This window comes from Candidatus Neoehrlichia procyonis str. RAC413, assembly GCF_000964795.1.
Taxonomy (GTDB): domain Bacteria; phylum Pseudomonadota; class Alphaproteobacteria; order Rickettsiales; family Anaplasmataceae; genus Neoehrlichia; species Neoehrlichia procyonis.
The window spans coordinates 158,512-182,652 of record NZ_LANX01000001.1 but is presented as its reverse complement, the minus strand read 5'-3'; the positions used below and the strand labels follow the sequence as shown (position 1 = coordinate 182,652).

17 protein-coding genes are annotated in these 24,141 nt (G+C 25.7%); 2 read left to right on the top strand and 15 right to left on the bottom strand.

The genetic code is table 11. The features are described 5' to 3' along the window. Window positions 1–720: 720 nt before the first annotated feature. The 14 genes from murB to NLO413_RS00580 all read right to left on the bottom strand — a co-directional run bounded on the left by murB (window position 721) and on the right by NLO413_RS00580 (window position 18,428). A complete protein-coding gene (murB, locus tag NLO413_RS00640; protein WP_045808634.1) occupies window positions 721–1,599 on the bottom strand; it encodes a UDP-N-acetylmuramate dehydrogenase in 879 nt (292 codons plus the stop codon). Between the two features lie 308 nt (window positions 1,600–1,907). Continuing rightward, window positions 1,908–2,792, bottom strand: a complete 885-nt coding sequence (gene hemC, locus NLO413_RS00635) for a hydroxymethylbilane synthase (RefSeq protein WP_045808633.1) — start codon at window positions 2,790–2,792, stop codon at window positions 1,908–1,910. Between the two features lie 761 nt (window positions 2,793–3,553). After that, window positions 3,554–3,922 (bottom strand): hypothetical protein, encoded by a 369-nt coding sequence (locus NLO413_RS00630; RefSeq protein ID WP_045808632.1) that lies wholly within the window; start codon window positions 3,920–3,922, stop codon window positions 3,554–3,556. A 1,467-nt stretch (window positions 3,923–5,389) separates the two neighbouring features. Next, entirely contained in the window at window positions 5,390–5,821 is a 432-nt protein-coding gene (locus NLO413_RS00625; protein WP_198138886.1) for a hypothetical protein, read from the bottom strand. Between the two features lie 206 nt (window positions 5,822–6,027). Further along, a complete protein-coding gene (locus tag NLO413_RS00620; protein ID WP_045808630.1) occupies window positions 6,028–6,453 on the bottom strand; it encodes a hypothetical protein in 426 nt (141 codons plus the stop codon). A gap of 140 nt (window positions 6,454–6,593) precedes the next feature. Beyond that, a complete protein-coding gene (locus NLO413_RS00615; protein ID WP_045808629.1) occupies window positions 6,594–6,929 on the bottom strand; it encodes a hypothetical protein in 336 nt (111 codons plus the stop codon). A gap of 870 nt (window positions 6,930–7,799) precedes the next feature. Next, complete coding sequence (locus tag NLO413_RS00610) at window positions 7,800–8,126, bottom strand: hypothetical protein (protein WP_045808628.1); 327 nt, start codon at window positions 8,124–8,126, stop codon at window positions 7,800–7,802. An 18-nt stretch (window positions 8,127–8,144) separates the two neighbouring features. Then, window positions 8,145–8,696, bottom strand: a complete 552-nt coding sequence (locus tag NLO413_RS00605) for a hypothetical protein (RefSeq protein ID WP_045808627.1) — start codon at window positions 8,694–8,696, stop codon at window positions 8,145–8,147. A 515-nt stretch (window positions 8,697–9,211) separates the two neighbouring features. Further along, window positions 9,212–9,568, bottom strand: a complete 357-nt coding sequence (locus NLO413_RS00600) for a hypothetical protein (RefSeq protein WP_045808626.1) — start codon at window positions 9,566–9,568, stop codon at window positions 9,212–9,214. 1,135 nt (window positions 9,569–10,703) lie between these two features. Beyond that, complete coding sequence (locus NLO413_RS00595; protein ID WP_045808625.1) at window positions 10,704–11,993, bottom strand: bifunctional folylpolyglutamate synthase/dihydrofolate synthase; 1,290 nt, start codon at window positions 11,991–11,993, stop codon at window positions 10,704–10,706. 1,202 nt (window positions 11,994–13,195) lie between these two features. Beyond that, on the bottom strand, window positions 13,196–13,321 hold the full coding sequence (locus NLO413_RS04945; RefSeq protein WP_269744819.1) for a hypothetical protein: 126 nt from the start codon (window positions 13,319–13,321) through the stop codon (window positions 13,196–13,198). A 1,279-nt stretch (window positions 13,322–14,600) separates the two neighbouring features. Next, window positions 14,601–15,705, bottom strand: a protein-coding gene (prfB, locus tag NLO413_RS00590; protein WP_232295889.1) for a peptide chain release factor 2 whose coding sequence is annotated in 2 segments (ribosomal slippage) — window positions 14,601–15,629 and window positions 15,631–15,705 — 1,104 coding nt in all. Because the reading frame shifts where the segments join, the coding sequence is not laid out codon by codon here. A gap of 185 nt (window positions 15,706–15,890) precedes the next feature. Further along, complete coding sequence (locus tag NLO413_RS00585) at window positions 15,891–16,640, bottom strand: YebC/PmpR family DNA-binding transcriptional regulator (RefSeq protein WP_045808623.1); 750 nt, start codon at window positions 16,638–16,640, stop codon at window positions 15,891–15,893. A gap of 426 nt (window positions 16,641–17,066) precedes the next feature. Then, window positions 17,067–18,428 carry a hypothetical protein gene (locus tag NLO413_RS00580; RefSeq protein WP_045808622.1) on the bottom strand — a complete coding sequence of 454 codons (1,362 nt, stop codon included), beginning with the start codon at window positions 18,426–18,428 and terminating at the stop codon, window positions 17,067–17,069. 1,170 nt (window positions 18,429–19,598) lie between these two features. Here NLO413_RS00580 and NLO413_RS00575 point away from each other — a divergent pair. Both NLO413_RS00575 and NLO413_RS00570 read left to right on the top strand, forming a co-directional pair. Further along, window positions 19,599–21,167: a hypothetical protein gene (locus NLO413_RS00575; RefSeq protein WP_045808621.1), complete on the top strand. Its 1,569-nt coding sequence runs from the start codon at window positions 19,599–19,601 to the stop codon at window positions 21,165–21,167. Between the two features lie 438 nt (window positions 21,168–21,605). Beyond that, window positions 21,606–21,947, top strand: a complete 342-nt coding sequence (locus NLO413_RS00570) for a DUF721 domain-containing protein (protein ID WP_045808620.1) — start codon at window positions 21,606–21,608, stop codon at window positions 21,945–21,947. 373 nt (window positions 21,948–22,320) lie between these two features. Here the strand turns inward: NLO413_RS00570 and lepA are convergent, their stop codons facing one another. Beyond that, entirely contained in the window at window positions 22,321–24,111 is a 1,791-nt protein-coding gene (gene lepA, locus NLO413_RS00565; RefSeq protein WP_045808619.1) for a translation elongation factor 4, read from the bottom strand. Window positions 24,112–24,141: the final 30 nt, after the last annotated feature.

Sequence of the window (24,141 nt, the reverse complement as noted above, 5' to 3'; positions counted from 1 at the left end):
TAATAGCCATTCCTTTCTTTTTCTAATAATCGATGTAATTAATGTTTTTTTTAATAGCTATATATTTTACCAAGTCTATTTTACAGTCCTAATTAATTTCTTATAAAAATTTACACATATTAATTATATTCCTTAAGCTATTTATTCACAACATGTTATACACCATATTTACTACATAAAAACACATTATATAATAAGTAACAAAATATTTCACACACTCACTCAGTAATATAATCACAAGTTTTTAGATAATTCCCAATATAATTATTAAAAATCAACAATAATTACTAAAAATAATATATAACCTATCCTATAAATAGAACATTAATCTCTTAAAATAGTTAATATAATGTCATATATTTTATTATTATGAAGTTCATTTAATATTAAACGTTAGCATAAATATAAAGTTATTATTTTTTACATCTTAAATGCAACTATATATCATAGTTAAATAATTCCATGTATTTTATTAATTAAGTTCATTTAATACTAAACGTTAGCACAAGCACAAAGTTATTTTTATATCTTAAATAGCAACTATATATCAATCAAATAATTACTTATAGTAGTTATACATAATAAAATACTTTAACATATAAAATAACAATCCTTTTAGTAAAATACTATATATATACACAATTTTTATATTTATACATCTTAAAAAAATAGCTTATAACATCCATATTCATTAATACTAATATTTTATTACATAATCTTTCACCCTAAAAATTTGATCTCCCACTCAAGATCAATATTAAACTTATTTTTCACCTTAAGCCTAACTTCATTTCCAAGATTTTCTAAATCTTCAGCAGTAGAGTTATTATAATTTACCAAAAAATTACAGTGCTTTTCGGATACTATAGCTCCACCAATTTTCATTCCTCTGCAACCAGCAGCATCTATTAATTCCCATGCTTTATACCCTATGGGGTTCTTAAAAGTTGAACCTCCCGTTTTTGCTCCAGTAGGTTGATCATTATTTCTTTTAGAAATAAATTTATTCATTGTTTTTTCAATAATATCTTTTTGCAATTTTTTCCCAACAAATGTTGCTTCTGTAAATATCCAGTTACTTTTTAATGCATTTCCACGATAAAAATATCCTATATCATTCTTTAACAGAACATGAATATTACCATTTTCATCAACTGCTTTAACAGACTGTAAAACTGAAGAAATATCACTACCATAGGCTCCAGCATTCATAGCAATTGCCCCTCCTACTGTACCAGGTATTCCTATCATAAATTCAAATCCAGAAAGACTATTATTCTTTGCAAAAATTGCAAGATTAGCAAGCAGAACAGCACACCCAACAGTAATAGTATCATTATTACAAGACATATCTGTAAACCCCTTTCCCAGTTTCACTATTGCACCTTTAATTAATCCATCTCTTATAATAAGATTAGATGCCACTCCCACTACATTCACTGGAAAGTTCACATTTTTTATAAAATAAGACAAATCATTAATATCTGCTGGCTTAAATAAAATTTCAACAGTACCTCCAACATTAAACCAAGTCATATTTTTCATTTGAGCTCCTGCACGATATCTTCCCAACACAGAAGGTAATTTCTCATATATCATAAAATTATGTAAATAATTTACTTTTGAATCTCAAACTTATTTCAAGCACTTATTCCACGTCTCCACTTATAAAATTAACATATTAAAAAATATACATATTATAACAACATGTTAATATACTTTCCAAGACAGATAATAACATATAAAAAACCATTATATCACTATTGAAAAACATACAAAATTTAAACTTGCATTTTAACAGTACCTTCTTTACACAAGATTTATTATCTAAATTTCTACATAAACAATCATTTTTTTATAAACTATATATATAATGTTTTGCAAATATAAATTTTTCATATATTTTATTACATAAATAACCTACTTTTTAATTCCAAACCCATTTCAAATCCCACATTTTCTGCATCACTTTCTAAAAATGTACGTTCTAAGAACAACATATCATTACCATTAGAAAGCATACATTTCATATGTAAAGTATTACAATTAATATACTGAGCAAGAGCAGCTAATGGTGTATTACAAGATCCATTCACTGCTTTCATAAACCCCCTTTCTGCCATGATAGCTACATAAGACTTATGATCATTTAACAATCTTATCATAGATATAATCTTGTCATCATCCTCTCTACACTGAATACATATCGCACCTTGACCAACAGCACTTAACATCTTATTTGGGTGAATAACTTCACTAATAAATTCCTGTTTTCCTATCCTATTTAATCCAGCTTCAGCAAGTATAATAGCATCAAATTCTTTAGATTTTTTTATTCTTGTATCAATATTACCTCTAATAGGAACAATATGTAAATCAGGCCTTAAAGCAAGAAGCTGTACCTTTCTTCTAATTGAAGATGTACCTACTGTAGCATTCAAGGGAAGCGATTCTATATGTTTATATTTTAACGAGATTAAAACATCATATGGTGTATTTCTTTTAATAATACATGGAATGATTAACTTATTAGAAAAAAAAGCAGGAACATCCTTAGTTGAATGCACAGCTATGTCAATTGTCTTCATTAACATTGCCTCTTCTATTTCCTTTATAAATAGTGCTTTTCCTCCTATCGTATGTAAAGGTACATTAACAATACTATCTCCTGAAGTTTTTATTTCAACAATCTGAATGGAAAGCTTAGGAAACCTTTGTTTTAATAATGATTCCACCTCACGTACTTGTACCATTGCAAGTAAACTACCTCTTGTTCCTATTCTTATTACCATCTTTTACTTATAATTCATTAGCATTAATAATATTTATTTCACTAAAAATTTCCAGAAACTGGCATTAACTCGTCTTATATTCATTAAATGCAAAAATAGAAACCAACATATATGCTTAAAACATTTACTAAATATACATTATAATAGTTCTAATACACGTATAACTATATTACAACTACATTAGTCAATGCAACTTACCAGCAAAAAAGTATTTGTAATTATATTTAATAAGTCAACTATGTAATAAGGCTATTATACATATTACTAAAAAATAAACATTCAATATTTTTTCATACCATAATTAATACAAGTAACTATTTGATGTTCAAAAAATTTGACTAGTACTACATGACATGACAAGTTATTAGAAATTTTTGTATAAAAGCTATATTAACAATAGAATTGCATACACGTTACAAATTACATAGCAATCTTAATTAATCAAATTTATATTATACATAGTTGAAGCATTTTTATAATTACAAAATCCTACTTATATAAAATCAATACTATAATTAATTTTTTATTACAATCTTATTATTTTAATAACTATATACTTTCCAATAAAATAACCTTACTCACAATCTATCACATATATAATTATAATATATATTCTATGTAATTTTATATGTAATCAATTAAAAACCTACAGGTAAAGTAATGTATATAAAAATCTTTATACACAAACAAGACCAAATAATCCTATTCAATACTATCAAACAATTAAAAAATAACTTATAATTAGTAAATATTAAATAATATTACCTACTATAAAATACAAAATCATAAGTATTTGTAGTTGTAATATATGATTCTTTGTCTTCGCCATCAAAATCATTACTTCGTACTAAATCTTTTATTGAAAAATTATCTACATTAATATCACTTAATTGATAATTTTCAATTTTCATATTTAAATTATCCTCAACACCAACACAATCAAACAAAAAAGCCAACATAAATGCTATAACAAATATAATAGAAGATATAACAAAGGCATTTTGTATTACATTACTTGATAGATAATTAAACATTTTATAATACAAAAAAATAGTAGCTGCGGCACATACTATTCCACTTATAGTAGCAATTGCTGTAGACTTTATAATGCTACGCTTTAAAAATTTCATTTTTACTTATTAATATACTATTAATACCAATAAAATTATTATACAGATAAAAAATTAAAATAATAATATAATAATCTAAATCATATATAGAAAAATTCTATAAAATAAACTCACACTCTGCTTATTTATTTTTATTAAAATTTCCCTAATACATTAATAATACATCATTAATCATGCTACTTCGTTACCAGTTAAACTTAACATATACACATATGTAATCAAAAATTTTTAATTTATAAAAGGTTCAATGCACAATAAATAATCCTTAATAATTTATAATTAAAAAAACTAAACCTTGTAGCTTTATAGCATCATAAAATTACAAATACCAATAAAAATTTTTTCATCTAAGATCATTTATAAGTATTTTATGTTCACAAAGTAAGCAATACTCTTATACAAGAAAATAATCCACACCATATTATTAAAAATCTTTTCTTGTCACGTCACATACAAACAACACTAAAAACAAAAATTTATACAAAATGCAACACCTATTCCACCCTATTTAGACAACAGTTCACATAACACTAAATTCGTATACACGCTTTCTTATATCAAAAAAACAATAAATGTTGCAGCAATTATTTATATTAATAAATATTAAAATAATATTAATTATACTTAAAATTTAATTTTCACGTATCAATAATTATGCACTTACTTAATACAGTAAAACTAAATACCAAATGCTCACATAAATAAGCTTATGCTTACACAAATGACACCCACAAAGCTTATTTATATTATAAATATTAATTAATGCTAATATATAAGATAATAAACTATACTACTATTATATGATCTTATTACTATAGAAGTATTACTATACTAAGTAAGAGCTTTTAATACATAAACTCTTACTTAATAAATAAGTTTAATACACATAAATATTTTGCATAAACTTTGTTATAAAGTTACAATTGCAATAAGGATTACACAAAAACTAGCATTTTACTTATAAAATCAAAACTACAAGCATATTTTGCTAAAAATAACTTCTTCTCTTTTACTGGCAAGCAGGTAACTTTTTACCAAAATTTCTTTCAAAGAACAACCTATTGCTTTAATATCAAAAATAAAAAATCAAGAGCACACAATACCGAAAATAATGCTAGCACATGTAGTACAATTTTTAGTTTATCATACAAATAACATTCTAACCATTAAATGGTAAACTTTTTCTTCCCCTTATTAGCAGATATAACTTTCTAACAAATTTCCTTTAAAAAAAATTATTACTTTCACATCTTCCTCGTTTTTATCTTCACTTACAAACATAAGAAATAAAAAACTTTCTAAAAAAGCATGTAATACCCTAAATAATACTTCAAAAATAATTCCCCTAAATCTACAAATAGTGTATACAAAGTCACTAGTCCAATTAAAATAAAAATTGCAAATGTTTAATACTTTGGTTTTACAAACTTTTTTATTTATTTATATTAGAGATCCCTACCTACATTATTAGTAAGTATTAGAGTATTTTCTACCACAACAATTCCTGTTAAAGAGCAATCTCTTGCAACAAACTTTCTCATCATTCCCCCTTATATTACTAGTAGGTGCTAGGGAATTCTTTTCAAAAACTTCCATTTTTTTACTATATAATTCTTTACTATATACTGATAATACAGCCCATGAGGTTACAATACCATATAAAGTAATACCCCAGCATTTAATCATACTACTATCTAGCATATCTTTATCTATTTTATTTGTACTGCAATAATATATCGCTACATATAGTGCAGCAAAAATTGGTATCCCTATAACTAATCCCTTTAAAACAGAACATGCCATAATCTTTGCTATTCCTTCATCATATGGCAACAAACTTCTTTCCTTTGCTTCAAAAGCTTTCTCGTTTTTATTTTCAGTCACTTTATTTTTAATCATTTTTTCTTTACCCATTTTATCTTTAATCACTTTTTATCTTCATACAAACATAAGAGATAAAAAACTTCCTAGAAAAGCATATAATACCTAAAATAATACTTCAACAATAATTCCCCTAAACCTACAAATAGTGTATAAAGTCACTAATTCAATGAAAGTAAAAATTGCAAATGATTTAATATTTTATTTACAAACTTTTTTATATATTAAATAGACCTCCCTACATCACTAACAGATAGTAGGGAACCTTTTACCAAACTTCCCATTAAAGAACGATCTCTTGCAACAGCTTCCTCATTGTTCAATTCCTTACTATATATCCATAACGCAACACATGAGATCGCAATAACATTGAAAATAATACTAAGGCATATAATAATATTATTATCTACTTTATTATTCTTACAATAATATATTCCTACATATAATACAGCAGAAATTGGTCCCCCTATAATCACTCCCTTTAAAAAAGAATATGTAATATCCTTTGCTGTATCTAAAATATTATAATATGTAAATAATTTAATATTTTTTTTGCAGATTTTTTTTTCATCAAATACTGGCAATAAACTTCCTTCTTTTGCGTCAAAAACTTTCTCGTTTTCATTTTTATTCACTTTATTTTTAATCATTCACCCTCACTTATTTTATCTTCATTTATAAACAATAAGAGATAAAAAACTTCCTAGAAAAGCATGTAATACCTAAAATAATACTTCTCACAATAATTCTCCTAAACCTATACAATAGTGTATACAAAACACTAATCCAATTAAGGTAAAAATTGCAAATGAATTCTTTCTTTTTTATTAAGCAGAATTTCTATCTCATCTTCTTTTAAAAGACAATCACTTATTTCGATAGTGTTATTATAACAATCGAGTTTTGCAATAGCTTTCTTATTTTTATTTGTACTCATAAGCACAAGAGGTAAAAAGCTTCCTAGAAAGGATGCAACACCTAAACCAATAGCAGAATATATAACATTATTATGTATTGTATGATTCTTCAAAGAAGACATACTTATAAATGTTGCAGCAGTCACTAATCCTATTGAAATAGAACTTATAAATAATTTAATATTTTGTCTTAAAAACTTTACTTTCATATACTTAACCTTTTTTATATACTAGCATAGGTAACTTTCTACCAAATTTCCTATTAAACGATCTCTTGTTCAAAAAGCTCTTTCATTTTTATATTTACTCATTTAATATTAAAAATAATAATATTTATTAATAAATAAAGAACTATCTGTTACTTTAACAGGCTTCCTTGTTTTTATATTTATCCATAATATATAAGAGAAAAAGCCTACTAAAAAGAATATAATACCTTCAATAACACAGCATATATAACATTATCATGTACCCTATAATCCTTTAAATAACATGTCCCCATAAACAGCAAAGTAACCGCTAATCAAATTAAAGTAGAACATGTCACAGTACAACATGCTAATGGTATAACACTTGATTTTAATTTTTCTTTCTTCATATCAATAAATATTTTAATATAAAATTAATTATTATTGATTAATAAAGTAAAGTAAATATTTTTTTTATTAAAATTTAATTAAAATATAAAAAAATATTAATATATAACCCATATTGAGGTTAAGTATACTTTTGTATACAATAGTGAATACTAACGTAAATATTTATTAAATATATTTAATAATACTAATTACTAAGCTACAATTTCTTAAAAAAATTGTCTTTTTATTAGTTTTTTTTACAGGCCATAATACACAATAGAAAATATGTAATAAAACCAGTACTTAAATAACCGCACCACCTATCGTTAACTACAATAATTACCATACATATCAAGAATATTCCTCTTCCACAAAAACATATACTTGCTATAAAGCACACATAATACTTTAAACAATATATCCCTATACAAATATTGAAGTCACTAATCACATGAATTAAAATAAAACTTGTAATTTAATACTTTATTAAAAATTTTTGTACTAGTAATGAACTTTTTCTTTTTTATTAAGCAAACCTTCTACCAAAGTTTCTTCAAAAGAACAATCGCTTGCTTCAAGAGTTTCATAACAATAGCGGTTTTCACCATATTCCTTATCTTTACTCACAAGCATAAGAGACAAAAAACTTCCTAGAAAGCACGTAATACCTAAAATGATAGCAGCGTATATAACATCATTATGTATCGCATGATCCTTAAAATAATACGCCCCTACAAATATTGCAGAAAGCGTTAATCCAATTAAAATAGAACTTGTAGTATAATATACACATGTTTTAATACTTTGTTTTAAAAACTCTTTTTCCATATTTTTAACCTTTTTTTTCTATATACTATAGCGACGACTTATTTTACTTTTACTAAGTAGAAAACTTTCTATCAAATTTCCTGTTAAACGATCTCTTGTCTCAAAAGCTTTCTCGTTTTCATCTTTATTCACTACAGCTCCATCTTTTTCATCTTTATTCACTACAGCTCCATCTTTTTCATCTTTATTCACTACAGTTCCATCTTTTTCATCTTTATTCACTACAGTTCCATCTTTTTCATCTTTATTAGCTACAGTTCCATCTTTTTCATCTTTATTCGCTACAGTTCCATCTTTTTCATCTTTATTCACTACAGTTCCATCTTTTTCATTTACATTCACTACAGTTGTATCTTTTTGATATTGACTCATATGTAAAAGACAAAAAATCATTAGAAAAGACACAATACCTAAAACAACAGCAATATATATAACAGAATTAGGTATCATATTATACTCTAAATAACACATCCATACAAATACTGAAACAGCAGCTGATCCAACCAAAGTAGCACATGTCATATTACAACATGTTAATAGTATAACATTTTGTTTTAATTTTTTTTTCATATCAATAAATATTTTAATAATAAGATTAAATATTATTGATTAATAAAGTAAAGTAAATATTTTTTTCTTAAAATTTAATAAAAATATAAGAAAAAAATATTAACATAGAATCCATATTGAGGTTCAATATACTTTATATACAATAGTGAATACTATTCAAGCAGTTCTTAAATATATTTAATAATACTAATTACAAGCTACAATTTCTAAAAAAATTGCCATTTTTATTAATTTTTTATAGATCAAATACACACTATAAAAAAAATATGTAATAAAACCAATACTTAAATAACCATACCACCTCTCAATAAAGTACTAACTATAACAATTACCTACATACAAAGAATACTCCTTCTCTACAAACATATACTTGCTAGAAAGCACTAATACCTATATATATACCTTCCCAAACAATACACCTTCCCGTCAACATGGCAACATACACTCTAATCCAATTAAAGTAGCACTTGCAAAAATGATTTAATACTTTGTCTTAAGAGCTTTTTTTACTAACATTAATGAACTTTTCTTCCCTTACTAAGTAAGGAACTTTCTACCAAATTTCCTGTTACAAGATCTCTCGTTTCAAAAGCTTTCTCGTTTTTATCTTCTCTCATTAAAGAACAATCTTTTGCTTTCATAGCTTCTTCGTTTTTATTTTTACCCATAAGTATAATAGGTAAAAAACCTGCTAGAAAGTACGTAATACCTAAAATAATAGCAGCACACATAACATCTTTAGGTACTATATGATTCTTAAAATAACACATTCCTATAAGTAGTGAAGTAAACGCTGATCCAATTAAAGTAGAACATGTCACAGTATAACATATTAATGGTATAATATTTTGTTTTAAATTTTTTCTTTCCATATAAATAAATATTTTAATAATTAAATTAAGTATTATTGATTAATAAAGTAAAGTAAATATTTTTTATTAAAATTTTATGATATTAACATAAAATCCATATTGAAGTTAGTATACTTTTATATACAATAGTGAACACTATTTAAGCAGTTCTTAAATATGTTATAATTACAAGCTACAATTTCGTAAAAAAAAAGTATATATTTCTCCCCTTCCTCCACAACATATATTCGAACTTATACTTTCTCAAGTTAACATTTATAAAACTTTCTTACTATATTAAAATTAATATATTATTATATTAATAATATCATTAACAAGAATTTTAACTTATAAAAAATTCACTTAAATAAACAGAAATTATACAATAAATATTCTTATAATGCTTAGTATAATTTTTAAAACTAGATACTAAGACTTACGAAAAAATCAACAAAGTTTATTTATTACAATCATAAACATATTCTACATAGTGACTTTTGACACTACTAATACATCATTTTACATAAAATACTTATAAAAAAAAAGACGACTATTTGTTCAATGCAAGCATAGTATAGTAATAATAAGAGAAAAACAAGTTTAACAGATTACAACTGCATAATAGTATAAAACACATACCATTCATACTTTGTACACGTATTAATAATTATCATAGGTTAGCAAAATACCTAATTATTGTACTAACATCAGACATTCCTGATAAATCACACATATCGTTTTTAAAACTCTGATTTAAAAAACTTCCTTTCGTATAATAAATAATGTCAATAACATAAATATTATTAATTAATAGAATAAAGTAAATGCACCTTAGCTAACAACTTAAACATGCTTACAATGCATTTTATTTTGAATATCAAATACGTTTTATAATACTATACAAGTTATATTACAAAAAAAAGTATATTTAATATTTTTAAAAAAATATTAAAAACTACAATTATACACATTTAATTCCTTTACAAAGAATTTTGTAACCAATCTGCTACTGTAACATCATCACCTGATTCCCCTACCTTCCTAAAGCTACTTTACAGACTTTTCTACACTACAAAAAATTAATCCCTTAGTAAAGAAATAATAAAATACTAACTATTCAAATACGTATACATATATACCTAGTCACATATATAATCTATAAATTTTCTGATAGTACATCTCCTGCTAAAAATAGAGATCCACAAATTAAAATAATAGAATTTAGATTATGATCTCCGATATCTAATATTGCTTTTAAAGAAGTATATAAAGAATCATGAGCAGATGCACTTATACTTAAATATAATGCCGTTTGTAAGATTTCTTCTGCAGTTTGAGCACGTGGTTCATATTTTACACATACAGAACATAAATGCTTAATATACGGCTTTAAATATTTTAAAAAAGTAATACTATCTTTATCTCTTGTCATACCACAAATAACATATACTTCTCTATTATTTTGCTGTTTTATCCAATCAGATAATACTTTTGCACCTGAAGGATTATGTGCACCATCCAAAAACAAACTCCATAATTTAGGTAACATATCAAATAAAATACCTTTCGTGATTTTTTCTAACCTTGCAGGCCAATATACCTCAGATAGCCCTCGTACAATATCATTATAGCCAATTTTATAATTAAATTTACCTGATAAAATACTACACGCAGATATTGCATTTCCTGCATTTGCAATTTGATGATCACCTTGCAAAGCAGGCATAGGAAACGATAATGTTTCTATACTATTCTCAAAAATCATCATATTTTTACTTTTACTGCAAAACCAATCAATATTACCTCTACAAACAGCAGATTGTTTCTGAATCGCACACTTCTCAAGCACCTTCATAACTGATTGAAACTCTTGAGGAGCAATAACACATGTAACGTTATGTTTCATAATACCGGCTTTCTCTATAGCAATTAATTCTACTGTTTCGCCTAATGATTCTGTATGCTCAAGTGATATCGAAGTAATTATTGTTAAAATTGGATGTACAACATTTGTCGCATCTAACCTTCCACCCATACCTGTTTCTATCAATATAATATCTGCATCAACTCGTGAAAAAGCAAGTAAAGCCGCAGCTGTAGTGCCTTCAAAAAAAGTCAAAGGGATATTTTTACTTGCTTCTCTACATTCTTCTAATATCTCATATAGGTATTTATCACAAATTTTCTGACCATTCAAAACTATCCTTTCATTAAAATTCACTAAATGAGGAGATGTATATACGTGAACTTTTAATCCTGCAGCACGTAAAATACTATTAATTAAAGCAATAGTTGACCCCTTACCATTAGTACCAGCAACATGTATTACAGAAGGTAGCTTTTTCTCAGGATTACCCAAATTATTGAGTACCTGAATCATCCTATCAAGTAATAGATCAGAGGGCCTAAAACCTAAAGGCTTAGGCCAATGTGGCATATACACCATAGAAGCATTCTCATTAATAACACAAGCACATAGTTTTCTTCCATATATAAATTATATCTATATATCATAACTAAATAACTGTAATTTACATCAACGCATTAAGTGCTATTAAATAATATACAAATTATTTATCAAAAATACACAACAAGTTACTATTAAGTGCATAGTAACATTAGAAACCATTACATTTATTAGAGTACACAGTTTAATTAAAATCCAGTAAATATTAATTAAAATAAGTCACTAAATATTATAAATTTATTTACACAAAAATAGTTATAATATTATTAAGCATATATCTTTATGACATATTTATGAGTTATTTAATAACATTATAATAAGTAATTGACACATAAATTTTTTTCAGCTTACATTTATATATAAAAATAATAAAAGATATTTAATAACTTTAATAAACAAAGCATTGCGGATATATCATACTCTACATCTCAAATAATATTATAAAGCACCAGTCATAGCTTTTTTTTAATTAGAATTTCACTATTATAACTAAGCCTAACTAAAAAAAATTATAAAAATCTGTAGTTTTTTATGATTTAAATTAGTCAAGTTCATATTTTCATTATTGTTTATATGCATAAAAAGAGCAATTTTATAGCTCTTTTTAATATTATTAACTTAGTATAAATATTGTACAAAATGCATTTATTGTATTTCAGAACTTGTGTCAGTAATGTTAGATACTCTAAAATCTAGAAGAAGACAGTACATTATATTTTCTTTAGCAACATTAACAGCTTTTTATGCAATAGTAAAAAACCTTTGCCTCTATGTAAGTTTTTATATTTTAAGCTTTCTAATGAAGAATCTAGAGCTTCATATAGTAATGTATTATCCATTATATTAACAATTTTACTGATTTACTTTATAGAAATAAATGATACACCTTGATTTACTAGTTTAGTTGCACTACAAATCTTCATAGCTCTAACGGTATTTTTTGAAACCACATAACAAAAGTACTGTTATATATTTTTGCTCACTAAGAAATGCATATAACCTATCGTAGACATCTTTCTTGATATTTTTCAGTGAATAATAACATATAGATAACTATTAGTATTACATATGTGTGCTTTATATCGTGCAATAAAACTGCTAACTGTTTCAAGATACTCTTACATATTAGACTGTCACAATAACAACATCCTCAATACATGACTATCCAGTCTAGAAAAATATTATTTTATTATAACACGAACACTAACAATAAAAGCAACTATAGTTGGGATATTACTTACAGTTGGTATATTACTAAATACACGCCTATGTATTTGCAATACATGTAGTAATGTACTCGACATCATTTTTGTCAGAAAAATCTCTTAAAGTATTATATTTTACATTATATTTGAAATAATTATTTATAACTAATTCAATAATTCGCCTATAAGCTAAATTAAATAATGATATCATAATTTAAACCGATAACATTATTAAGATAATGAACAAATTATATAGTTTGCATAAAAAAATAGTTTAATAGCTTTTTAACATTTTAATATTACCAATAGGGAACTACACATTACATAAAATATGTTTGTTGTACATCAACACATGCTTCAGTTAAATTAACTTAAACATTAGCAGAGGGAGATAATACATTATATTTTTTTCGTAGTAACCTTAGCATCTTATTGCACAAGAGCAACAAATTTTTGGCCATGCAAGTATTTCATAAATAATCAACAGCTCTATTTTGTACTTCACGATTCATAATGTTAACAATTTTACAGGTATTTTTTATAGAAAGGTATGATACACCTCCATTTAATGCCTAATTATTATTGTAAATATTAATAGCTTTAATAGCATCTGTTAAAACCATTTTACTAAAGTATTGTCTGTATATTTGCTTGTCAAAGAACACAGGTGACTTATTTAAAAATTTATCCATAATCTTTCCAGTGAATTATCCTTTAACTTGCCATTATTAATATTATCTAATATGGCTAATTTATAGTCTGTAACAAGCATGTACAATTTTCTAAAACCCCCTGTATATTATTTGCTTCTACAATAACTTCTTTACAATAAATAACCAACATATTCTGTAGTACTTTCTATTGTCCTAAACACATAAGCAGTATAAGCAGCTAAGCTAATGCTCTACTAAATATGCGTTATGTATTATTCTTGCAATACATATAGTAATATTCAGCATCATTTTGCTAGAACATTCTCTTAAAGTATTATATACCTTTTGAATCTTAGCCGTATTATATTTTACATTATACTAATAATTATTTATAATTAACTCATAACTCGCTCATAAGCTAAATTAGATAGTGCTATCACATATCAAAACAATTATTGTTATAAAACATAATAACATTTTTATTTGTAATAATTCATAAATTATATATGATTTAATTTGTATAAAGAATATTGTTATTGAGAAAACAAGTAACATATAATCAATAACAAACATCAGCGTAATTATATTAAATTATGCAAAATCATATATTAATTCATTGTATTACATAAATCGTACCTAAAAAAATTAAATAATTTACATTTAAAATACTAAACTCAATTACATATCATAACTCACAGCTACACTACTACTAAAAATATTTTATATAATCAAATATCTCTTTTAGTTAATGTTGCCATTACAAAAGCATCTAAGTCTCCATCTAATATTGCATTTACATTACCACTTTCATATCCCGTTCTTAAATCCTTTACCATTTGATATGGATGCATAACATACGATCTAATTTGATTACCCCATCCTATATTACATTTTTTGTTATGTATTTCAGCCATTTTCCTCTCTTTTTCTTGTAATTGCATTTCATATAAACGGCTTTTTAGCAAATTATAAGCCTCAGCACGATTTTGATGTTGAGATCTGTTATTTTGACATTGCACCACTATTCCTAACGGAATATGTGTAATACGTACCGCACTTTCAGTTTTATTAATATGTTGACCACCAGCTCCTGAAGCTCTATAAGTATCTATACGTAAATCTTTCTCATTAATTTCTATAGCAATACTCTGATCTACTACTGGTGATACTTCTACGCTAGCAAAACTTGTGTGACGTTTAGCATTAGAATCAAAAGGAGATATACGTACCAATCTATGAATACCACTTTCAGTTTTTGCCCAACCATAAGCATTATCTCCTTTGATTTTAATAATCACAGATTTAATACCAACTTCTTCACCGTTAAGCTTATTTATTACTTCAATAGTAAACTTACGATATAACTCTGCCCATCGTATATACATACGAAGTAACATATCAGTCCAATCATTACTTTCAGTACCACCTGCGCCAGAACGAATTTCTAAAAAACAATCATTATAATCTGCCTCTCCAGAAAATAAGCACTCGACTCTCTTTTGGTAAACTCGCTTTTTAAATTTTATAAGGCTTTTCTCAATATCACAAAGAAAATCAACATCATCATCACTAGCAATTTCTAAAATTTCAATATAATCATTATATTCTTTTTCAAGATCATAGAAAGTACTTAAAGTTCTTTGAATCTTTGACTTATTTTGTAAAACATTACGTGCAACAACACTATCACTCCATAAAGAATTACTAACACATTGTTGTTCAAGTATTTCTAAAGATTTTTCAAGGTTATCAGTATCAAAGATAACCCTTAATTAACTGTAAAATTCTTCCTAACTGTAAAACATTCTCCAAAATATCTGATTTTGTGCTCATATATTTAGCTACTCAGCCTTTGACATAAACTTACTACAAATAATATACAATAAAAATAGGCATAATAAAACCTTTAACATAAAAACCATTGTCGTACTATGCATTAATGCTATCAAATTACAAATACAAAATCAAGCCGTTAAAAAAACACATAATTACCTAACATTAAAAATTAGTTAGTATACTTAAAAAATAAAATTTCCTTTTACATATTGAACATCGTCATTATCTTCTAATGTACAAATTAGATTTTTAATTTTTACCTGTAAATCTAAATCTTGTATTTTAATTATTTCTTTAGGCTTCCACGATAGCATTGCAGTTTCAGCATCAAAGAATTTTTGAGATAAATTATCCCTAATACTTCCAAAATCATTAACATCACAAATAACGTGATACAGTTTTTCTTGTGTTTGACCATTATCTACTACATGATCTTCTATGTCACGAGCTCTCAATTCAAGTGCAATATTAAAAAAATTATTAAAATCATTAATAGCTTCAGCTCTATAAACAATAACACCAATACGATCAAATAAAAAATTTACACTACCACTTTCTCCTAATTTACCACTATGTTTTGAAAAAATATACCTTAATTCAGATGCAGTACGATTACGATTATTAGTAACAGCATGAACAATAACTGCAACTCCACCTGGCCCATAACCTTCATATGTAACTTCTTCATAACTATCATCAGCTGCATTTCCAGAAGCACTTTTTATTGCTGATTCAATCCTATCTTTAGGCAAATTTTCTTTTCTTGCAGCAGCAATTGCTGATCTTAACCTTGGATTAAACTCTGGATCAGGTAATCCCACTCTAGCCGCTACAATTATTTCTCGTATTAACTTCGTAAATTTCTTAGCACGTTTTACATCCTGCACACCTTTTCTATATTTTATATTTGCAAATTGTGAATGACCAGCCATATAACCCTACAACTAACTATTAAACTACCCCCTGCTTTTTAGCCTTTATAATAAAATATATTTGCATTTACTACAATACTATTTTCATAGTATCAATACTAAAGCCTTGCAATATACAAGATAAATAAGTATGTACTTTTTAAAATTGACATACAACTCTCTGTACTAATAGATTATTACAAGTACAACACTTTCTACTATAATTAACTTTATAGATTTACCATATTATAAGATCTCCATACACTACATTTCACATCTTATTACAATAATTCACTTTTTTTTTGTATAGCACAATCAACTACAATCTCATTTAAATCTCATAATTCTTACCGCTATATATTATAATATAAAAAAGTGCCTCTCATAACTAATAAAAACCTCTTTATAGATAAAACACATAATATCAAAAAACATCAAAATGTATAACTATATACAATGCGAAATATAATTAGAACTCAATTTCTGCACATTAAATGCCTTTCCTTTACTTAATTTTAATCTACTAATACTAGCTGTTTCCTCTTTTACAAGTCCTATAATACAATTATTCAACAACTTGCTATATTTCTTACTAACCTCACTCCTTGCAACATAAATAATATGATCAATATTATCACTCAAATTATGCTCATTTATAAAATTACTTAAAATTTCATAACCTATTTTTATTTCATCAGTAAAATACAATGTCCTCAAATCTTTAAATCTGTTTTCGTTACATTCCTTACACTTTGTAATATAAGAATGTAACGCTGATATAATCTTTATCTGACTATTATTACATAATAAATATTTCTTTATTAAGTTACTTGTCACATTATTCAAAGCATCAAAATAACATGCTATTATATCCTCATTACCAATTTGCAAATTAAATTCTTTAATATATTCTTCCTTATATAATACTTCATGTAAATTTTTATACTCATGTGCTCTTTTTATCATTAAATCCATAATATCTTCTGTTAGTATCTCTAAATCATCTTTTGTTAATTTGATAGCATTATACTTGCGCAAATATTTTAAAGCATTACATAAATTACTTTCTAATTCATTAGATAATAGACTTTGATAATAGTTACTGCATGGAAAATTCTTTAATATATACAGTAATTTATTATTTATATGATCATTATCATAATTCTCTGACAAATACTTTTCTAATAAAAGTAAATATATCGACTTTCCACATACACACAAATTCAATATCTTTTCTAAATCATTCACTGATAAAATTACAGACTGTAAATGTAATATGCTATATTTTGTATATTTTTTTTCCTTAACATTTATTACTATATTAGGTTTTACATCTAAAGAAGTAAGTGGTATAATTCTTATCTTTACACTTCCTGGTTTATTAATAAAACATATTTTAATTTGTGCGTTAATACTATTTAATGGATTACTCGTACACTTTTGAATGAGTATCTGCCTCTCAGCATTATTTGTTGAATACCCATCAATTAACTTTTTATCTAATGTTACTTGTAGTGTTGAACAAGCATTATGAGAATGTTTCGTACTATAAACCTCAATTTTTAACAAAGGAGCATCTAATATAAATAATTCTTTTTTATTTTTTAAAACAATATAAACTTTCCTATGAAAAAACATATAATAAATTTGAAGTAGCACTAGTGCTAAAACACTTGTAGAAAAAGTACATATTAACACAGCACATTTATTATCGCGTACTTTTCTAGACGCAACAAAAATTTCAGATCCCATTATTATAGTTAATAAATTACTTACGTAAATAACACCTTGCTTGTTAATCGTTCTCATTGCTTTATACCTCAAGATAATTACAAGCACAGTAAGTTAACGACTAATTATAAAATATATATTAAAAAAAAGATTATTTATTACAACAATAAGCAATATTTCCAATAATAGAAGATTATAAAATTTCACAAAAAAAATATTAACACCTACTAATATATTATAAGCCATAAATACATAATAAATCATTTTACTACAAGACTCTCTCTTCCACTATCAACTATATAAAATTGAATAAAGTTGCCCATATATTAAACTTCTGTTTACAACACTAAAAAACATTTACTTATACAAGTTCCTCTATTTTATAGAAAACAGATGGTATATATTTATAAGTTATTAGAATATTAACTGATTATACAATTACCTAGTTCAACTAAAAACCGTACTAATAGTACACAAGTCATAAAGTAAGCTTATATATATTTCATAAGCCACATCTATAAATGTATTACCTTACAGCAAAATAATTTACATTTACAAATTTATAAATAAGAGTAAATAGATTAAATTTTTTATTTTATTATCCTATCTTAATATAAATGCATGCCTAAATTAATAAATAATGCCACATTGCAAAAAAAAATATAGCTACTTATATATTAACAATCTATATAGTATGTAAAAATCTATAATAGCAATAATATATAAGTAATAATTACACACTAATATTATACGCATTTACCTTTAAAATAAATAATCTTCAACTTGCGTAAAAATATACTTTTAAGTTAAAATATCATTTAAATAGGTAATTTTTTCTCATAAGATCTATCAATCACATTAAGAAATTTTATAAAAAAGTAAATTAAATAAGCCATAAAATGGCTACGTAAAACTATTACCTTTCACACACAATTTTCAATTGTAAATAGTATTATCAATAGCAACCTTATTTATGAACTCTATTTTATCAACATGCAACAACAAATTCACAAGAAAAGACTTTATATTATGTATAAAAAAACATGTATATCCTGAAAGTTAAGATCACTATAATTAAAAAATCTTTTAAATTAGAAATTTTTCTTTCGTCAATCCCCCATTAAATTTCTTTAACGTTTAAAGAAGATGCCTTTTTAATAATATAGATATCAACAGTAATTGTATTTAAGTTGCATTCATTTTAAAAATTAATTAAAATAACCTAGTGTTATCTTGCATTGGTTTGATATGTTGCCTTATTCATTAGTAATGGGACTTTTAAAATATTCCACTTTTACGTTATGCATTGCTACTGCATATATAACAGGTTCTCGTAGCTGTAATAAGCATCATCTAATCTTAACTGCTACCTTACTATTTGCTTCCTTAGCTATAGTATACGCACTTACTACTATGTGTTACAAACTATTAAAACTAGGATCTAATAACATGCCAAATGTACAAAACAATAAACAGAATAATTTACTTCTCGTAAGTACATTAAATTCAACATTTGCAAAGTTGCAAGAAGACTTCTTTATAGTTGTAATAAGTTCATTGTGCTCAGAACAAATTAGTATCAACAAGCTACGTACAAAGTCAGACACTAAATGCAAAATCAAAATAATAAAAAATGGACAAAATTATAACCTAACCGTTTATTCCAAAAAAAGCGTATGGAAATCACATTGCACTATAAGTCTTAAAGATGTGTCTGATTTTAACACTTTAGAAGAGCTAGAATCATATATAAAAGATGAAAAACTTTTTATTTTAGTACAAAAAAGACTCCTCAAAGAAAATAATATCACAAGTGCTGACACAATATCAAAATTAAAAGTTAGTTTCACAAACAAATCATTAAATTATCATAATTACCTATTACGTAATACTTTCATAGCTAACAATGAAAATGTAATCAACATTACATCTCTACCATTAAGCATAACAAAACCTTTTAATTCTTCTTATGCCTTATACATGTATAATCGTTACAACACACAAAGCCACTCGCATCTACATAATATTTTATCACAGTATGCTAGTAGTGATTCATTAAGCACCAGCAGTAATATTGCTTCTATGCTGTTAGCTAAATACATAAAAGAAGAAAACAAGGCAGCACATTTTATATATAAAAACTTTGATTACCTCATATTAAACAACACAGAAGCAACACAAAAATTAAAAACACTACATCCTTCCATTGCGCAACATATGTTAGACATAGAATATCAGCATGTATTTATAGATGCAGTAAATTTACTCTTATCTCAATATCTACGTTTATATGGTAAGTTGCACTATATAATGCAGTACAGCATAAATATAAATAATCAAACACTACGCATATATGACCTTATAAGGCAAGAATTACAAAGTAATAAAGAGTTTGTTTTAGCAATCATAATTGCTACTCATGGTTATCGTCTGCCTAAAAATGCAGCTCTTTATAGAACAAATACTGTATTACTAACGTTACTTGACAATAGCCAAAAAGAACTATTATCACAAATTCAGAAATTTTTAGAGTCTCACCCTACATTACCTGATAATAATTCTCAGGAAAGTAACATAATTAATTGCTTTATTAAAGGAAAATTCGTACAACAATATTGTCACAAAGCACCTGTATTTTCACAAATGCCAACACATTATTTCATATTAGAAATGCAAGCTGCAATATTAAATTGTTTTAAACAAATTCTGTATAATAAAGTAGAAAAAATCAAAGCTACCTTCGACTCATCATATAACAATATCACTACAATTGTACCATATACGCAAAGTTTAATTAATACATCTTGTAATTTATAATTATCTCATTTATATAGAAATGTAATTTTCAATAACGTGCATACATTATATTATACAACTTTTAACGTTTCACTCTACATTACCTGATAATAATTCTTCTCAAGAAGTAATATAATGAATCGCTTTATTAAAGGAAAATTCGTACAACAATATTATCCAAAGCACCAATATTTATACAAATGCTAACACATTATTTCATATTAGAAATGCAAATTATAATATTAAATTATTTTAAGCAAATCCTACCTAGTAAAATAATAAACTTAAAAACTAACTGAATAAACATCTGTACCAGCTATACTAAATAAATCCTTTTGGCAAGGAAATTACTTAAACAATAATTATGTATCTTATAAAAAAGCTATGTACTACTTTACATTTAATATATCATAAAGATAGAAAGTGAAGTAATATAAAAAAGTACTAATATTAATTTATATGCAGTTTTACAAAAAAGGATCAAGTTATAAAAAACTCAAAATTACAGTTGAAAGCTTTATCCTAAAAAAATGCAATGAGTATAATATCAGTAAAACAGAAATGCGAATTTTACTTAATTGGAACGATATTGTAGGCAAAGATATAGCACAAATTTCTCGTCCGGAAAAATTATCATTTTTAAATAACAGCAACTCTGGAATTTTATATTTAGCTGTAAATAACGGAGGCCACGCTATTTACATACAATATGCAATACCAACAATTATAGAAAAAATATCAGTATATTTTGGATTCAAAGCTGTTCACGATATAAAAATAAAACAAAAAAATCTAATATAAATATACAGCTATTAACTATTTTAATGAAATTTTTTTCCGTATAAAACATACGCATAAACAAAAACATTAGATATACAAAAAAAATTGTATAACATTATTTAATAAATAAATGTAAATTATTTTATAAAATACATTATTTTAGAAATATACTTCTTCTACTATCATAACAGCACATCATCTTTATTATTAATAAATTAGAATAGTATAAAGACAACCTTATTAGATATTTTTCACTAAATTAATAAATATTACTTAACATATGCAGTAAATTAATGAACTCACAAGAAACTTGCCTATAAATTAAATACCTAAAATAGCAACACTATAAAAATAATAAACTCTATATACTCTTTTACAGAACAGCAAAAAATTATTAATCCTGTATTTTTAATGCTTGAATAAATGCATTTTGTGGAATGTTAATGTTTCCAATAGATTTCAATCTTTTTTTCCCTTTTTTTTGTTTTTCCAATAATTTCATTTTTCTGGTAACATCACGTCCATAAACTTTTGCAGTAACATCTTTTCTATATGGTGCTATAGTTTCACGAGCAATAACCTTACCTCCTATTGCTGCTTGTATAGCAATTTTATATTGTTGTCTAGGAATTAATTCCTTTAATCTATTGCATATTTCACGACCCCTTATTTCTGCTTTTGTTTTGTGAATAATACAAGATAGAGCATCAACAGGCTCAGAGTTTATTAAAATATTTAATTTAGCAATATCGGTATCTAAGTACTTATCCATCTCCCAATCTAAACTTGCATAACCTTTAGATACAGACTTTAATCTGTCATAGAAGTCAAATACCATTTCAGCTAGTGGAAGTTTATATTCTAATAGTGCTATATTCCCTGTATAAGACAAATCGTTTCTTTCTCCTCTTTTATTATTACACAATAAAAGTACAGCACCTAAATATTTATCAGGAACCATAATAGTTGCCAAAACCCAAGGTTCTTTAATATTTACAATATCATGCATTTCAGGTAAATCATTAGGGTTACAGATATCTTTTACTTCACAATTTCTAGTAATAACCTGATAAACTACACTCGGAGCTGTAGCTATCAAATCTAAATCAAACTCCCTTTCAAGCCTTTCTTGAATTACTTCTAAGTGCAACATACCTAAAAATCCACAACGAAACCCATATCCAAGAGCATTAGAAGATTCTATAGTAAATGTAAAACTTGCATCATTAAGATGCAATTTTTTTAGTGCTTCACGCAAACACTCAAAATCTCCTGCTTCACTAGGGAATAAACTACAAAACACTACAGGATGTATACTACGAAACCCAGAAAAAATATCTTTGCACCTTCTACCTTCTTCAGTTATAGTATCACCAACTTTGCAATCTGCTACTTCTTTAATAGAAGCAGTAATAAAGCCAATTTCACCAACAGATAACTGGTCAACCATTTGCTTACGAGGTGTAAAAACTCCAACATTATCAACTTGATATACTGCATTACTACACATCATAACTATCTTCATTCCTTTTCTTATAATTCCATCTTTGACACGAAGTAATATCACAACACCAAGATATACATCATACCAACTATCAATTAAAATAGCTTTTAATGGATCACTTAAACTCCCATTAGGAGCAGGAAGTTTATTGATAATTGCTTCTAATACATCATGAATACCTATTCCTACCTTTGCAGACGTAAGAATTGCATCATTTGTATCAATACCTATCATCTCTTCAATTTGCAACTTAACCCTTTCTGGCTCAGAGGCAGGCAAATCAATTTTATTTAATACAACAACAATTTCATGATTACTATCTATAGCCTTATATACATTTGCTAAAGTTTGCGCTTCAACTCCTTGACTACTATCTACTATAAGTAATGAACCCTCACAAGCTGCTAAGCTTCTACTCACTTCATATGAAAAGTCCACATGACCAGGCGTATCTATTAAATTTAAACAATAAACTTTTCCATCCTTGGATTTATAATTCAACCTTACAGTTTGAGCCTTAATGGTAATACCACGTTCCCTTTCAATATCCATAGAATCAAGCACCTGATTCTTCATATCTCTTTGTTCTAATCCATTACATTCCTCTATTAATCGATCAGCCAAAGTAGATTTACCATGATCAATATGAGCAATTATTGCAAAATTTCTTATTTTATCCATTACTGATTAGCCTAAAAAAAAAATAAGTAT